Source organism: Burkholderia sp. Bp9090, assembly GCF_003857985.1.
Lineage (GTDB): Bacteria > Pseudomonadota > Gammaproteobacteria > Burkholderiales > Burkholderiaceae > Burkholderia.
In genome coordinates, this window is the sequence record NZ_QTPV01000006.1 from 18,992 (window position 1) to 33,989 (window position 14,998).

The 14,998-nt window shown below is 63.9% G+C and carries 11 protein-coding genes and 1 pseudogene; 2 read left to right on the forward strand and 10 right to left on the reverse strand.

The genetic code is table 11. The features are described from left to right. Positions 1–18 precede the first annotated feature (18 nt). The 7 genes from DIE16_RS07940 to DIE16_RS36545 form a co-directional block, all read right to left on the reverse strand. A complete protein-coding gene (locus tag DIE16_RS07940; RefSeq protein ID WP_124484766.1) occupies positions 19–1,071 on the reverse strand; it encodes a carbon-nitrogen hydrolase family protein in 1,053 nt (350 codons plus the stop codon). 151 nt (positions 1,072–1,222) lie between these two features. Further along, positions 1,223–2,182: a helix-turn-helix domain-containing protein gene (locus DIE16_RS07945; protein ID WP_124484765.1), complete on the reverse strand. Its 960-nt coding sequence runs from the start codon at positions 2,180–2,182 to the stop codon at positions 1,223–1,225. An 83-nt stretch (positions 2,183–2,265) separates the two neighbouring features. Then, the gene (locus DIE16_RS07950) at positions 2,266–3,411 is read right to left on the reverse strand and encodes an alpha-hydroxy-acid oxidizing protein (RefSeq protein WP_124522937.1); all 1,146 of its coding nucleotides are present in this window, start codon (positions 3,409–3,411) and stop codon (positions 2,266–2,268) included. Between the two features lie 93 nt (positions 3,412–3,504). Next, positions 3,505–4,851 (reverse strand): MFS transporter, encoded by a 1,347-nt coding sequence (locus DIE16_RS07955; RefSeq protein ID WP_124522935.1) that lies wholly within the window; start codon positions 4,849–4,851, stop codon positions 3,505–3,507. A gap of 263 nt (positions 4,852–5,114) precedes the next feature. Beyond that, on the reverse strand, positions 5,115–6,566 hold the full coding sequence (locus DIE16_RS07960) for an aldehyde dehydrogenase (protein WP_124522933.1): 1,452 nt from the start codon (positions 6,564–6,566) through the stop codon (positions 5,115–5,117). A 55-nt stretch (positions 6,567–6,621) separates the two neighbouring features. Next, positions 6,622–8,211 carry a benzoylformate decarboxylase gene (gene mdlC, locus DIE16_RS07965; RefSeq protein WP_124522931.1) on the reverse strand — a complete coding sequence of 530 codons (1,590 nt, stop codon included), beginning with the start codon at positions 8,209–8,211 and terminating at the stop codon, positions 6,622–6,624. A 413-nt stretch (positions 8,212–8,624) separates the two neighbouring features. Beyond that, on the reverse strand, positions 8,625–8,777 hold the full coding sequence (locus DIE16_RS36545) for a hypothetical protein (protein ID WP_185500365.1): 153 nt from the start codon (positions 8,775–8,777) through the stop codon (positions 8,625–8,627). On the opposite strand from DIE16_RS36545, the pseudogene DIE16_RS07970 reads away from it, so the two are divergent. Then, positions 8,756–8,977 (forward strand): annotated as a pseudogene (locus tag DIE16_RS07970) (ankyrin repeat domain-containing protein); the annotation flags it as partial. The gene DIE16_RS36545 and the pseudogene DIE16_RS07970 sit on opposite strands and share 22 nt — an antisense overlap. Positions 8,978–9,129: 152 nt before the next feature. Here DIE16_RS07970 and DIE16_RS07975 read toward each other — a convergent pair. The 3 genes from DIE16_RS07975 to DIE16_RS07985 form a co-directional block, all read right to left on the reverse strand. Then, positions 9,130–11,046, reverse strand: a complete 1,917-nt coding sequence (locus tag DIE16_RS07975) for a serine hydrolase (protein ID WP_124522929.1) — start codon at positions 11,044–11,046, stop codon at positions 9,130–9,132. 9 nt (positions 11,047–11,055) lie between these two features. Next, entirely contained in the window at positions 11,056–11,937 is an 882-nt protein-coding gene (locus DIE16_RS07980) for a sterol desaturase family protein (protein WP_124522927.1), read from the reverse strand. Positions 11,938–12,414: 477 nt separating this feature from the next. After that, on the reverse strand, positions 12,415–14,184 hold the full coding sequence (locus DIE16_RS07985) for a hybrid sensor histidine kinase/response regulator (protein ID WP_124522925.1): 1,770 nt from the start codon (positions 14,182–14,184) through the stop codon (positions 12,415–12,417). A 139-nt stretch (positions 14,185–14,323) separates the two neighbouring features. Between DIE16_RS07985 and DIE16_RS07990 the strand changes: the two genes are divergently transcribed. Then, positions 14,324–14,980, forward strand: coding sequence for a response regulator transcription factor (locus DIE16_RS07990; RefSeq protein ID WP_124522923.1), 657 nt, complete (start codon positions 14,324–14,326; stop codon positions 14,978–14,980). Positions 14,981–14,998: the final 18 nt, after the last annotated feature.

Genomic DNA, 14,998 nt, shown 5'->3' on the forward strand with positions numbered 1-14,998 from the left:
GCGAACTCGATGGTCCCGTTACTGATCTACGCCACTTCCCGCAAGCTCGGACAAGCAGCCGTTGTCTGATGACGTTTGAGCATCGGCGCGCGTCTCCACCGGCGTTCTGTCGAGAGTCTCGGCGAAAGGGGGGCGCGGCCGCCGATCGATCAGCAATCGCAGAACGTCCGGCCGCGAGTAATGCCCCGCGGGATCGAAAACGCACTTCGAAAGCGATTGCAGGCCGAGATCGATGTTGGCGTAGAGCAAGCCTTCTGCGGTTTCGTCGATCTTTTCGAACAATTCCGCCCCGTCAGGCCCGTATCCAACGCTATGGCCACCGCCTGGCCGCAACAGCTGACGTTTGTCCGCGGTGTCACACAGACTCTCGACCATCTCTTCGGTGACGACTGTCGAAGGCGCAAGGACAAAGCACCCTCCTTCGACGGCGTAGGTTCGCGAAACCGCGTTGTTCACCTGGTGGCTCAATGCGCTCGCAAATTCATAGAGGGAAAAGCTCGGCCAGGCGGCAACGTGGACCTGTTCGCCTTGCGCATACATGGCGGCTTTGGTCAAAGGTTGCACGTGCTCGGCACAACAAAGCGCGCCGAGCTTTCCCAGCGGACTGTCGACCACGGTCAAGCCACTGCCCTCCCCGTCACCGAAAACCGTCCGTTCGAGGTGTGTGGGCTTGAGTTTCTGTCGTTGCAGGAGTGTTTCCCCGTCGGGGCCGATAATCCATTGGGAGATATACAACGAGTGGCCCTTGCGCTCCGAGAGTCCCATCACCACCGTGATACGGTTTTTTCTCGCCGCGTCCCTCAGTGCGTCGGCTTCCGGACTGTCGTAGCTCAGTGAGTTGTCGAAGTAGCGCTGGACATAGCCTTTGCTCATATACCAGGCCGGGGTACCGAGCCAGACATAGAACGGATAGCCCGGCAGCCAGACTTCGGGGAATGCGATCAGGTCGGCGCCGGCCTGCGCGGCCTGTTCAATCAAGCGGATGGACTTTTCGATTCCGGCCTGAAGATCGAGGAACGCCGGGGCGGCCTGCACCACAGCCGCTTTATATTGGGGATGGTTGAGAGCCAAGATATTCCTCCACGACTCGCGGGCGGGACGCCCGCAACGTTGTAGATGAAGTGTCCCGGGCCAATATGGCGGACGCTTGACTCTGACAGAACAGGATTTTCACTTTTGCTGCCAGCAGGTGGGATCGCTGTCGCAGCCAACTCAGGACGCTTCAGAAAGCGTCGCAATGCTTCGCACGGTAGTCGCGGGCGGACATTCCGAAGTGACGTCGAAACGTACGGCTGAAATGCGATGCATTATTGAAACCCCATGCCATCGCAATATCGGTAATCGAGCGGTTTGCGTAGGCGCGCTGCTGAAGCCACTCGCCGCATCCATTGAGTCTGGTCGTACAGATGATCTCGCCTATCGACTCTCCGGCCTCGGCGAACAGTCGGTAAAGGTAACGGCTGGAAACCCCAAGCTCATCGGCGATCTGTTCGGGTCCCAGTTCCGGTTCGTGGATACGATCCTTGATGAACGCACGCGCCCGGAGCAGATGCATCTCCTTCACGTTGGATTTCGGCAGGGGAACCGTGTTGAAATGATCGGCCAGCGCCAGGGCGACCAGATTTGCGGTCACATCGGCAAGCTTCCCGCAGCCGGCCACGGCGCCTTCGTCTGACGAAAGCGCTCTGTGCAGGGATGCGATATGGTCGGCCGCGACGCGGCGGATCCCCGTCGCCGCGGGAATCCTCACTGCCGTATGCTGCCGGCCACACGGCACCAATTTCTCCAGCGCCCTGCGCGGAAAGCGGATCGTGTAATGCTCCCCGGAAAAATGCCACGCGAAATTGCGCGACGAGTCGAACAGCACCATGTCGGTAGGGTCGACGAACGCGGTGCGGGCATCCTGCTCGATTGCACCTCGCCCCTCGATCTGTATCGACACGAGCAGGTAGTCGTCCGCCGTGCGCCGCACTTCCTCCCAGTCATGCGCCGCAACGTGATCGACCGCCGAGATCCGTGACACGCACACTCCGTCGGTGTTCACGCTGGAGATCTCGCCACGAAATCCCTGATCGGACTCGGTCCTGAAAACCATGGGGACGCAGCTGGCCCGAACCTGATCCGCCCATGCCACAAGCCGGTCGTCGCGATGGTATTGATCCGTAGTAATCACTTGATTCATGGCACAAGATTCCGACTACAAATACGCGGGATAGCGATCCCGAACAATTGCGCATCCAGAATCCCGCGTCAATGCGCAGTAACCTATGACGGTCGCTTCGAAATGTAGCTGCGATCGAGCTCCCCGACCGAGCGGCAACCGATGAGGGCGAGTGTCCGGTCTGTTTCCCGTTTGATCATCTCGATGACGTCGCTCACGCCGATTTCCCCTCTGGCTGCCAACCCGTATAACGTGGCGCGCCCGAGCATCACGGCATGTGCCCCCAAGGCGATCGCCTTGACGACGTCAGCCCCTGTCCGTATCCCACTGTCGAGAATGACAGTCGTTCCCGAGGTGCGCTCGACAATATCCGGCAGCACATCGGCTGTCGCGGGCAGGTCGGCGAGCTGCCGGCCGCCGTGGTTCGAAACGATCACGCCGTCCGCGCCGAGCTCGACGCACCGCGCGGCATCGTCGGCCGTCACGATGCCCTTGACGAGGAGTTTGCCCGGCCATTCGTCCCGCAAACGGCGCAGGTCATCCCAACTGAAGCTCGCATCCATCTGTCTGCGAAGAATCGCTGCCTGGGAGGCCGTGTCCGATGCATCGTCCGTAGCGAAATTTCTCAACTCCGGCATGCCGTGCATCAGATAGGACCAAAGCCAACGCGGGTGCGACAGTCCGTCGACGGCCGCGCGCGCACTTGCCTTGAACGGCATGGCAAAGCCGTTGCGAAGATCGCGTTGGCGAAAACCGTTGACCGCTACATCGGTGGTGAGGATCAAGGTCGAATAGCGAGCCGCGCGGGCACGATTGACCAGGCTCTTCGCGAGGTTGCGATGAACCACATACAGTTGAAACCACAGTTCTCCGTCGGCTCCTTTTGCCACCTCTTCGATGGACATGTTGGAAGCCGTCGATAGCGCAAAGGGAATACCGGCCTTGGCCGCCGCACGCGCAAGTGCGAGGTCGCCCTTGGGCCAGAATGCGCTATTCAGGCCCGTGGGTGCGATCACCAGCGGTGATGGAATCCGCCGGCCTAAAAGTTCCACCGACTGCTCTCGTATGCTGACATCCGACAGCCGGCGCGGCAACAACTGCAATTTATCGAACGCCGAACGGTTGTGCCTCAGTCCCGATTCATCGTCCGCCGCGCCTTCCAGATAGTCGAACACCATTCGTGGCAGCCGCCGTCTGGCTTCGTCACGATAGTCGCTGACGGAGAAAATGCCGGGAAATCCTTTTGTCATGATTGACGTACTGTCGGAGTAGATCGTGATGCGAAGAACACGAGGCGCGCTGGAGTCCGGATTCGCGCGCCTCTGTCAAGCTGGAGCCTGAGGTCAGGCGCGATTGACGGGCGGAACATGACGACGCACGATCATCAGGCAGATAAAGACCATCGACATCGCCCCACCAAGCATGCCCAGGTACGCGGACGCTCCCCCCTGCGTGATCACGAATGCCCCGGCGAACGCGCTGAGTATCGCTCCGAGCCGCCCGAATGCAAGCGCGGATGCGGTCCCGGTCGCGCGTATCTCGGTTGGGTAGACGTAGGCGCAAAGGGCATACATCGTCGACTGAACTGCGTTCACGAAGAGGCCGTGCAAACCAATTCCGAACACAAGCAACGTCGTGTGGGCAGAGACGTCGATGCCGCGCAGGAAAAGCGCGCTCGCGGATGCCATCAGACAGCACACGAGCAAAGGCCAGCGTGACCCGAACCGGCCGATTGCCACTGCGCAGCCCAGTGCGCCGATGACGCCCCCCAGGTTGTAGGCGGTAAGACCCGAACCCGCCACCGAAGAGCTGAGCCCCTCGCCTGCAAGCATCGTCGGCAGCCAGCTGAATGCGCTGTAGACCGCGATCAGGTTCATGAAGAAAGCGATCCAGATTGCAATCGTGTCACGGCCTTGATCGTCCGCGAACAGAGCACGAAAGCCCGGACGCTGTACCGCTTTCTGTTCCTTCTGATCGGCGAACACGGCGTCCGGCTGAATCGAGCGGGACATGCGGGTCAGCAGGTGACGCAGTTCGTTCCAGCGTTCGTCATGGCGGACAAGATACCGGGGCGATTCCGGCATGGCGAGATACAGCAGGAACGCCAGTGCCACGGGAAGCGTGCCGCCGATGAGAAAGAGCCCACGCCAGCCATAGTGAGGAAGCACGACGCTCGCGAACAGTCCCGCAAGCATGCCCCCCAGCGGTACGCACACGATGGTTGCGGTGACTGCGAGCGTCCGCCGGCGAGCCGGCGTAAATTCCGCCGTCATGGTCGTCGCGCTTGGCAGCGCACCACCGATACCCAGTCCCGCGAAGAAGCGCAGGATTGCAATGGTCATGACGTCCGGCGATAGCGCAATCGAACTCGTCGCCAGGCCAAATACCAGCACGCTTCCAATGATGGCCCAGCGCCGACCGAACCTGTCCGCGAAAAGGCCGGCGAACGCGCTACCGATACCCATGCCTACGAGGCCGGCAGCAACGGCGGGCGCAAATGCGTTGCGCGTAATGCCCCATTCCTTGATCAAGCTGGGAATCGCGAACCCGATGAGTTGCCCATCGAAGCCATCCATCACGATCGCGAACGCGGCGAGAAAGACGACCATTCGCTGAAACGCCGAGAACGGTCCGTCATCAAGGGTGCGGCCTATGTCGACGATCGGCAGACCGGGATTACGATCGTTCATTTCGCCCCCCCGACCAGAGCAGTGAAGCCTGAATCGCCTGCCTGGGTAATCCGTTTTCCGACGTGATGGCCCGACTCGAACCGGGTGCGATCGAGCGACCACTCAAAATTGACAACAGGCATTGCAGTCTCCTTAAGCCGATCGCTCGTCGTTACAGGAGCGAAGGCTACTCACCGGTACAGGGTTGTTGTTTTGTTCGCGCCCACGATCCAGCGGCCCGTCTCGTCCGTCGCGAACAAGACGCGCCCCGACCGTGGCAACCATCAGAACGGATAGTGACGAGGCGTCGTTTGCACGGTGATCCAGCGCAAATCGGTAAATTCCGCGATTCCCGCCTTGCCGCCGAAGTGCCCGAAACCACTGGACTTCATCCCGCCAAACGGCATTTGCGCCTCGTCGTGAACCGTCGGCCCATTGACGTGGCAAAGCCCGGACTCGATACGCTTCGCTACCGTCAACGCACGCGCGACGTCACGGCTGAAGACTGCCGCCGACAGACCATATTCGTTGTCGTTCGCGCATGCGATGGCCGCTTCGTCTCCCTCGACGCGGACGATCGCCTTGACCGGCCCGAACGACTCCTCCCGGTAGATACGCATGTCGGCCGTGACGTGATCGAGCAGCGTGGCCGGCATGAGCGTGGTCTCGGATTTTCCTCCGCAGACCAACGTCGCACCTTTCGCCAGCGCGTCGTCGATCAGGTCGTTGCACTTCCTGACGGTCGCCATGTCTACAACGGAGCCGAGCACGGCCGGGCCCTTTCTCGGATCGCCAAGCGGCAGGCTCTTCGCCTTTTCGGCCAGGCGCGCGACGAATTCGTCGGCGATGTTCGTGTCGACGACGATGCGTTCGGTGGACATGCAGATCTGACCGGAATTTGCGAACGCCCCGAATGCCGCGCCTTGAACCGCAGCGTCGATATCGGCATCGTGAAGAACAAGAAACGGAGCCTTTCCGCCGAGCTCAAGTACCGATGGCTTCAGATACTTCGCGCACTGGGTGGCGATGATGCGGCCGACGCGGGTCGAGCCCGTGAAGTTCACCCGTCTGACCGCGGGCTCGGCAATGAGCGCTTCGACAATGGCGCCGGCATTCGCCGGCGCATTCGTGACGAAGTTCACGACGCCGCGCGGCAGCCCGGCGTCCTGCAACGCCTCGATGATGAGGCCGTGGGTCGCGGGGCAAATTTCCGAACCCTTGAGCACGACGGTATTGCCGCAAGCCAGCGGCAACGCGATGGCACGCACGCCGAGGATGACGGGCGCGTTCCACGGTGCGATCCCGAGCACGACGCCGGCGGCCTGCCGAACCCCGAGCGCGAGATTGCCGGGCACGTCCGACGGAATCACTTCGCCCGAAATCTGCGTGATCATCGCAGCAGCTTCGCGCAATCCGTCGGCCGCAAGCTTGACGTTGAAATCGGCCCACAGGCGGGACGCGCCCGTTTCGGTTGCCATTGCCAGCGCGAAAGCGTCGCGCTTTTCTTCGAGCGCATCTGCGGCTCGATTCAGCAATGCGCGTCGCTCGCCGGGCCCCATCGCCGACCAAGCGGGAAAAGCGGCGGCGGCAGCGTGCACCGCGGCCTGTGCATCGGCGACGGTCGCGGCGGGTGCGGTCGATGCAACCGTGCCATCGAGCGGATTGCGGCGCTCGAATGTCGCCCCATCGCGAGCCATCGTGCGCTCGCCGTTGATCAACATCGATACCTGATTCATAGCCGTCTCCTGGAATATGTTTGAAAAGCCAGCCTGTCGAACCACCGACTCGCGGTCAGGCCACGACAATTTCTACAAGGCGCGTTTTGCCCGAAGACAAAGCGTCTTCCAGCGCGGACTTCAGCGACGGCGCGTCGCTCACTCGCACCCCTTCGCAACCCATGCTGTTGGCCAGAGAAACGAAATCCAGCCCCGCGAGGTCGGTGCCCTGTACCGGATCCGACGCGGAGAAGCCAAAGACGGGCGCAAATTCCTGCAAGGCGGCATAGCGGGCGTTATTCAGGATGACAAAGGTGATCGGGAGATCGAGTTGGACCGCGCTATAGATCGCTTGGGGCGAATACATCGTCGAGCCGTCACCGATGAGGCCGATCACGCGGCTGCCGGGTTTGCCCAACGCCACGCCCACCGCGGCGGGCATGCCGTAGCCCAGACCGCCGCTTGCCATCGTGTAAAACGTCTGACTGCGCGTGAACGGCAGATAACGCTGCATGACGGGCCGCGAACTTGGCGCCTCCTCGACCACGATATCCGCTGCGTCGCGCACCTCGGAGAGCGTCTGCAACGCATACGCGACCGACATGACCGCCGTGGGCTCGGCTCGCTCGACGACCTCGCGAGGCGCCGGCAACGGCCGGCCACGCGGCGCCGGACGGGCGAGCAGGTCCGCCAGCCCCAGGCGAACGTTCGCCACCACCGACGTGCCGACCGGGGTCCACGCCGCGGTAGCCGGATCGTCGATCAATTGGTACAACGCCGCGCCATCAGGCACATGCGGCCCACTGCCTTCGACGTGATACGCAAAAGCCGGCGCCCCGATGACGAAGATCAGGTCATGCCCATCCAGAATCCGAACGATTTTTTCGCGCATCGCCGGAAGGAATCCGGCGAAAAGTCGGTGATCTTCAGGGAAGCTGCAGCGTGACGACATCGGCGCGACATAAACCCGCGCATTGTGGCGCTCGGCGAGCTGGATGGCCTCGCTCCAGGCGTCGGCACGATCGAGTTCCGCGCCGACGATGATGGCCGGCCGTTTGCAGTTGTCCAGCGCGTCACCGATCTCCGCGATCGATGCCGGATCGGGGCGGAACCGGGTGCTGACCCGTGTCGCCTCGACGAGGTCGGCCGGCTGATCCCAGTCGTCGACCGGAATGGAAACGAACACCGGGCCACGCGGCTCCTGCATCGCCACGTGGTAAGCACGGGCGAGCGCAAGCGGAACATCCGCGGCACGAGCCGATTCGATGCTCCACTTCACATAGGGCCGCGGCAACTCGGTTGCTTGCGATGCCGACAGAAACGGATCGAACGGCAGAATTGAACGGGCCTGCTGGCCGGCAGTAATGATCAGCGGCGTCCGGTTCCTGAAAGCCGTGAATATGTTGCCCATCGCGTTGCCGACACCGGCCGCCGAATGCAGATTGACCAGAGCGGCATTGCCGGTGGCCTGGGCATATCCATCCGCCATACCGACGACGACGGCTTCCTGCAATCCCAGCACGTACCGGAAGTCCTCCGGGAAGTCGCGGAACATGGGCAGCTCGGTCGAGCCGGGATTGGCAAACACCGACGTCATGCCGAGGCGCCGCATCAAGTCCACGACGGCATCGCGAACGGTCGGCTGCCCACTTGTGTTTCGTTGCATCTCGAGTCCTCTGCGGTTCGCCACTCAGGCTGGCGGTGATTGGATGAGCCGCAGTATGGGATTCGATGCATTGTTTGAAAATTGCCAAAATTGCTCAAAGTCATTACTTTCTGGCATGGGTCCATCGGGCTGCCGGATGCGTCCATTCCGCCCGGAAGCCTTGCGGGTCAAGGCCGTACGCCGTCATCGCCGGCTCTGCGGCGGCCGCGGTGAGCGGCCATGGCGATCCCGTTCAGGGAAGACACCTAGTACCGGACAACTCGGGACCTTGTTCGATTCCTTTAGCCCCTTTCAACGGCCGAGCGGCCGTCGCGGCTGAAACAAGCGGCAGCGTGACGCTGATCGACGCGGCCATGACAACTGCGCCGGCGCACGCTCGCGTGTCCCGCGCCGGCTTCACCCGGGCGGGCCGCCTATGCGTCGGTCCAGGCGCCGGTGCCCTGCCGATACTGGATCACGCCGCTGTTGAACCGCACCTGCAGGTTGCCGTCCGGCAACTGCACCCAGGTCGTCATGTCGAGGCCCTGCATCAGCCCTGCGAAGAAATCCCGCCAGCGAAACGGCATTGTCGTTCGCCGCGCTGTTCGGCCGCCTCGACATGCTGCCGGTGCTCGTCGGCCGTGGCGCGAACCCGGATCACGTCGATGCGCTCGGCCGCACCGCACTGCAGAACGCCATCCTGCAAGGCAACGACGCCGCGGTTGCGGCGCTCGAAAAGGTGGGCGCGACGCCGAATGCCGATGTGACGTTGCGAGCGAGGCCGTAACCGCTCGAGCTTGCCCTCGAGGTTGACTGCCTGTCGATCGTCATGCGGCACAAGGTCACGAAGGCACACGTTCCGGCCTTAACACCGGAGCCGGCTTGCCGGCGCGTCGGTCATGCCGCTGATGTCGCGCCTCGCGCCCTTCCCGCCGGCCCTCACGCGCGCTGGCACAGCCATCCGGAAGCCGCCATCGTCTCGACATTGCTCACGTTCGTCATGCTGATTTCGAACAGATCGCGGCCAGGCATCACTGGTATCTGCACGGTCATCCCGCAGCGGTCGTCGGCCAGCGGCTTCAACAACTGGTAGTTGAAGTGGGCGCCGCCGCTGGTGCTGTAAGCGAACAGGACATAGCCCGGCAACGCGTCGAGGCTGCCGAGCGACACCCGCAGCTTGCCGCCCGAGAACACCGACTGCGCCGATTCGTTGATCACGTTCCACGACGTGTTCACACGTGCCTGCCAGGCGGCGTCGAGCCGCGGCAGCGCCGGCAGTTGCTGCGCATACGGCGTGACGCGGAACACATAGCCCGAGCCGTCGACCACACGCTTGGTCAGATACCGATTGCTCACCGCGTTGCCCGCGTCGTCCGTGCCCGGCAGGATATCGAACCGGTACGACACGGTATCGCCGTCGCTCCACCACCAGCCGTCGCTGCGATACACGTACGGCGCGCTGCTCGGGCCGGCGTCCATCCACGCCGTGCCGTTCCATTGCGTCAACGCCAGGCTGCCGTTCGTGTTCACGACGACCTGCATCGGCGCCGATTCGTTGCCGTAGACGCCGCCGACGGCGGAAACGTCCGGCGACGCAGCCGCCGGCGGTGCAGCGACATTCACCTTCGCGGGGGCCCCGGCGATGCTGCCGTCTTCCTGCAACGCCTGCAGCAGGATCGTGGGCGCGATGCCGGCCGCGTCATAGCCGGTGCTGCCGGTGATCATCAGCGCCATTTGCGCCGCCGGCAGCACGTAGAAATGGCTTGAAAAGAACTGCGTGCCGCCGCTCTTGTACGCGCCGGCGGCGCCGGCCGCGCGCAGGACCGGATCGTCGACGTCGTCCCAGCCGAGCCCATAGGCATACGAGTAACCGAGCCGGGTCGACTTGATCTGCCACCGGTCGGTCTGGTCCGTCAGCATGTCGGCGATTCCGGCCGCCGACGCGATGCGCCGCCCCTGAAACACGCCGTTGCCGATGAACAGTTGCGCGAGGTTCATCATGTCGAGCGGCGTCGTCGACAGGCCGCCGGTGGCGTACGGATTCGCGAATTCCTGCCCGTACTGGATGCCGTTCGCGTACGCCAGCGCGAACTGGCCGCTCGTCGGCACGCTGGTCAGGAAGCCGGAATTCGTCATGTTCAGCGGCGCGAGAATGTCGCGCTGAACGAAATCGGCGAAGCTCAGCCCGGTGACTGCCGCGACCACCAGCTCGAAGATCGTGAAACCGTCGTTGCAGTACACCGCGAACTGGCCCGGCGGATGATTCAGGTGTTCGTTGGCGAGCACCTTTTGCGCGGTCGCCGCGTAGCCCGGAATCGGCGCATACGAGAACATGTCGTCGACGTTCTGGCCGGGCAGCCCGGACGAATGCGACAGCAGATGACGCGACGTGATCTGCGTATACTGCGGCGACAGCATGGTAAACGACGGCACGTACCGGACGATCGGCGCGTCGAGGTCGATCAGCCCGCGATCCTGCAGGATCACGCCGGCCAGCGCCGCGATCACTTTGGATACCGAACCGATGTTGTAGCGCGTCGTCGGCGTGGCGGCGACCGCCGGGTTGATCGACGCATTCCCGAACGCCTGCGCCCACACGACCTGATTGCCCTTGAGCAACGCGACCGAGATGCCCGCGAGGTTCCGCGGATGGGCATCGAGCGCGGCCTGGATCGTTTGCCGCCCCGCCGCGATGGTCGCGTCGTAGGTCGACCGCTGAATCGTATCCGCGCCGCCGCAACCGGGCAGCATCGCGGACAACAACCCCGCGCCCGCGTATTCGAGGAATTGCCGGCGGCCGGCGCTGGATGGCGCCGCATCGTGGCGCCGGTCGTGTGGATCGCGTGTGTGAGCCATATCGTCTTCTCAGGAAACCTGCTGTGCGGCACGCCGCGCATCGCGCGTCGTCAGGGAACTGCCGTCGGGACTCCAGCCGGGCGGCCGGATCAGGTACTGGATCGCGGTGTGCAGGCTGTCGGCTTTCGCGAGGTCGCGCGCGATATTGCGCCACTCGTAGAACGCGATCCTGAACGGATTGTCGGTGCCGATGCTCGACGTCAGCCCGTAGTGCGGCGTGAATCGCTCGGGCGTGTACGAGCGGAACAGCCGATCCCAGATCATCGTGGTGCCGGCGTAGTTGGTATCCAGATAGTCGAAATCGCTGCCGTGATGGACGCGATGCTGCGACGGCGTGTTCAGCAGCGCCTCGAACCAGCGCGGCATCTTGCCGATCGCTTCGGTGTGGATCCAGAACTGGTAGATCAGGCTCACCGACTGCATGAACAGGATCATCTTCGGATGGAACCCGACCCACGGCATCCACGCCCAGAACAGGAACGATCCGGTGATCGTGCCCGTCCACGTCTGGCGCAGCGATACCGACAGGTTGTATTGTTCCGACGAATGGTGGACCGAATGCGACGCCCAGAACCAGCGCACCTCGTGACTCAGGCGGTGGAACCAGTAGTAGCTGAAATCGTCCGCGAAGAAGCACAGCACCCACGCCCACCAGACGTTCGTCGGGATCGTGAAGAGCCGGTGCGCGTACACCCAGCTCAGTACCGCCAGCACCAGCCCGCCGGTCAGCACGCTGGCGACGAATGCGCCGGCCGCGAGCGCGAGGTTCGCCAGCGTGTCGCGGGTCCGGTACAGCGACCGGCCGAGCACCGCCGCGAGTACGATTTCCACGGCGATCAGCACCGCGAAGGCCGGGAACGCGGCCACCATGATATTGGGCAGATTGTCCATCACCGTTGCGCTCCAGGCAGGCGGGGGGCGAGGCCGCGCCATGACCGTTCAAGGATTCGACCGCGAGAGGCCGGTCGGCTCATGCGCAAGGCGAGCGCGATTCAGGGTGCAGGCACGGCACCCTGTCGCGTTGCTTTCAGAAAGGACGACGCCTGGAACAGGATCGGCCGCACTGCGACCGATCCTGTTCCGCGGCATCAGGCCGTGCCGGCGCCGTGCCGATTCGATCGGACGTGCGGCCTGAACCGTGGGTTGGTCTCCCCGGCTGTCCTGCCTTCTTCGCTACCCCGCGCGACTGTTTTTTACGATTGCCAGCAGGTGCGAAGGTACTGCACCCGTTTCGTTTGGGAAATACCGCAGATGCAGTAGCGCCGTCGCCGCTGCGCCGGCCGCGCCGGCTGCCGTCGCGAACGCGTCGCATTCGCGTGCGGGTGCCGAGCGGGCGCGGTGCGATGACATCGCTGCGTCGTCACGCCGTCACGCCGGCGCGTCGATCAAGGTCTGCATTTCCTGCGGGTCGAGCGGCTTGTGCATCACGCTGAAGCCGCTCGACGAAGCGGCATGGATGCCCTCGGGCGACGTATCGCCGGTAATGATGATGGCCGGAATCTCGCGTCCGATGACGCGGAACACCCGGTGGACGACATCGGCGCCGGTCACGTGCCCCGCCAGCCTGAAGTCCGTCACGATCATGTCCAGTTCGGCGCGCCGCGGCACGGCAAGCTCGATCGCACGCTCCAGCGATGGCGCGGCGATCACGGTATGCCCCCAGGTCTGAAGCAGCGTCTGCATGCCGGCCAGCACGTCGCGATCGTCGTCGACGACGAGGATGGTCTTGCGCGCCTGCCCGCGCCCTGCGCCCGCACGCTCGCCCGACGGGTGCGCGCCGGTGGCGTGCGACGGGGCCTGGTCGGCCATGGCCAGCCGCACCGAGAACAGCGAGCCGCGGCCCGCGGTCGAACGCACCTGCACGCTTGCATTGATCAGCGCCGCCGTGCGCTGCACGATGGCGAGCCCGAGGCCCAGCCCCTGCTCGCGGTCCCGCGCCGCGTTGCCGATCTGGTAGAACTCCCGAAAGATGTGCGGCAGTTGATCGCCTGCGATGCCGATGCCGGTATCGAAGACCTGGATCTCGACGTCGGTGCCGCGACGCCGGCAGGCCAGCAGGATGCCGCCGCGCTGCGTATAGCGCACGGCATTCGACAGCAGGTTCGACAGGATCGTGTGCAGCAGCACCGCATCGGTTTCCAGCCAGATCGCGGTCGGCCGGATCCTGAGCGTCACCCCCTTGGCCAGCGCGGCCTGACGAAACTGGCTGTCCAGCGCGTCGAGCGCCTGCTGCAGCGCGAAGCGGCGCGGCTCGACATCGATCACGCCCGCGTCGAGCCGAGAAATGTCCAGCAACACGTTCAGCAATTGCGACATGCCTTTCAACGCGGTGCGGAGCCGTTCGGCGATGTCGTCGAGAGCGGTTCCGTCGACGCTCGGCGCGCGCGCCATCGCCCGCAGCGTCGCGATGTAGAGGCCGAGCGCATGCGTCGGCTGACGCAGGTCGTGGCTGGCGGCGGCCAGGAATTGCGATTTGCTTCGATTGGCGAGTTCGGCGCGCTCCTTCTCCTGCGTCAGTTGCCGGATCAGGTCGACGTTCTCGAAGCGCAGCGACACGGCATCGCGCACGGTACGCTGCAGCGTCCGGCTGAAGGCGAGATTGACCGCGAGCAGGAACAGCGACAGGAAGCCCAGCACCGAAAACAGCGAGCTGCCGTACGCGAACGAGCGGATCGCGAACGGCAGCACCGTCGGCAACGCATAAGCCACGTAGGTCGGCCACCACGACGAGAGCGACGCCACCGAGCCGCCGGTCATGCCGGCCAGCACGATGCAGATCAGCGCGGTCACGATCGTGTTGTCCGGCGAAAAGAACAGCACGCCCATGGCGCCCCACAGGCAGCCGGACACGCCCGCGAACACCATGTATTTCCGCGCGCGGCGCGTGGCCGTCCCGGCAGGATGTTCGCCTGCGCGGCGATCCCGCCAGACCATGACGGTACGGATCGCGGTCAGCACGCAGATCGCCGCGGCCCACGCGAGCAGCGCATGCCGCGACACCTCGTTCCACAACAGAAAGGTGGTCAGGCTGACGACGGCGATGTTGCCGAACAGGATCGGCGGAGACTGTCGGTACAGCGTATTGACCAGTTCCAGCTGCACGTCGGCACGGTATTCTTGCGCTATCCTGTTTGCCATTTCAAAATCGCGTAGCGGATCCGGCGTTGAACGGAGCGAGCGTCGATCTCGCCCGCCGCGTGACACGTCGCAACGGGGTTGCATCGTATTGTCGCAAAGGAACGAGCTTCCGGGTGCCCCGGGAGAAGGCGAAAGAAAAATGAAAAAAATCGTGCTTGCCGAAGATCACGCCATCATTCGCGACGGGCTGAAGTTGCTGCTGAAGACGCGAGCGAACTGGACCGTCGTGGGGGAGACCGGCGACGGCCGGATGGTCGGTCGGCTGGTGTGCGATACGCAGGCCGATTTGCTGCTGCTCGATCTCGATCTACCCGGCTTCCCCGGCATCGAACTGGCGAAGCAAGTCAAGGCGCAATCGCCGCAGACCAGGATCCTGGTCGTCACGGGCAATCAGAACCCGGCGACGGTCCGGGCGGCCGTGGCGATCGGCGTCGACGGCTACATGCTCAAGCACGAAGACGGCGACGAGCTGCTGCGTGCCGTCGCGCTGGTGCTGTCGGGTATCCGCTATGTCAGCGACTCGCTCGCCCATGTCCTCGAGCACACCGCCGCCGCCGTGCCGCCGGTGACGGCCCGGGAGAAGGAAATCCTCGTGCTGATCGCCAACGGGCACTCGAGCAAGGACATCGCCATCAAGCTGAATCTCAGCGTGCTAACGGTACGCAAGCATCGACAGAACCTGATGTCGAAACTGGCGTTGCACAACGTCGCCGAAGTGATCGCGTATGCGCTGCGCGACGGCCTGACCGTGCTGCCGCGGTCCGACGATGTCGGCGCGGAGGCAATCCTGCGCTGACGCGCGGGCCGGCGACGA

Excerpts from the sequence above, each read along its gene's own strand:
- mdlC (WP_124522931.1), bottom strand. The coding sequence starts at position 8,211 with ATGCAACGAAACACAAGTGGGCAGCCGACCGTTCGCGATGCCGTCGTG.
- DIE16_RS07960 (WP_124522933.1), bottom strand. The coding sequence starts at position 6,566 with ATGAATCAGGTATCGATGTTGATCAACGGCGAGCGCACGATGGCTCGC.
- DIE16_RS36545 (WP_185500365.1), bottom strand. The coding sequence starts at position 8,777 with ATGCCGTTTCGCTGGCGGGATTTCTTCGCAGGGCTGATGCAGGGCCTC.
- DIE16_RS07945 (WP_124484765.1), bottom strand. The coding sequence starts at position 2,182 with ATGAATCAAGTGATTACTACGGATCAATACCATCGCGACGACCGGCTT.
- DIE16_RS07990 (WP_124522923.1), top strand. The coding sequence starts at position 14,324 with ATGAAAAAAATCGTGCTTGCCGAAGATCACGCCATCATTCGCGACGGG.
- DIE16_RS07985 (WP_124522925.1), bottom strand. The coding sequence starts at position 14,184 with ATGGCAAACAGGATAGCGCAAGAATACCGTGCCGACGTGCAGCTGGAA.
- DIE16_RS07950 (WP_124522937.1), bottom strand. The coding sequence starts at position 3,411 with ATGACAAAAGGATTTCCCGGCATTTTCTCCGTCAGCGACTATCGTGAC.
- DIE16_RS07975 (WP_124522929.1), bottom strand. The coding sequence starts at position 11,046 with ATGGCTCACACACGCGATCCACACGACCGGCGCCACGATGCGGCGCCA.
- DIE16_RS07955 (WP_124522935.1), bottom strand. The coding sequence starts at position 4,851 with ATGAACGATCGTAATCCCGGTCTGCCGATCGTCGACATAGGCCGCACC.
- DIE16_RS07980 (WP_124522927.1), bottom strand. The coding sequence starts at position 11,937 with ATGGACAATCTGCCCAATATCATGGTGGCCGCGTTCCCGGCCTTCGCG.